Below are 201 nucleotides of genomic sequence, written 5' to 3' on the forward strand. Positions count from 1 at the left end.
TCGCGGTGTCGCTGCCATCGGTGCTGGTGGCAGTAACAGTCAGGTCAAAATCATCGCTGCTATTGGCTGGTGGTGTGATCGTCAGGTTCGCCAGTTGCGCCGGCGTCAGCGTCGCAACGCCATCGGTCACCGTGACAGCCTCACCATCCGCCGTCAGAACCGCGCCGTCTGGAATGCCGCTGATCTCAACAGACAGGGTCT

General features: G+C 61.2%; 1 protein-coding gene. It reads right to left on the minus strand.

The annotated features are described in order from the left end of the window. On the minus strand, positions 1–201 hold a 201-nt coding region (locus ACOSDR_RS20370; protein ID WP_420732369.1), incomplete at both ends, for a hypothetical protein.

This window comes from Hwanghaeella sp. 1Z406, assembly GCF_048892425.1.
GTDB lineage: Bacteria > Pseudomonadota > Alphaproteobacteria > UBA8366 > Aestuariispiraceae > Pacificispira.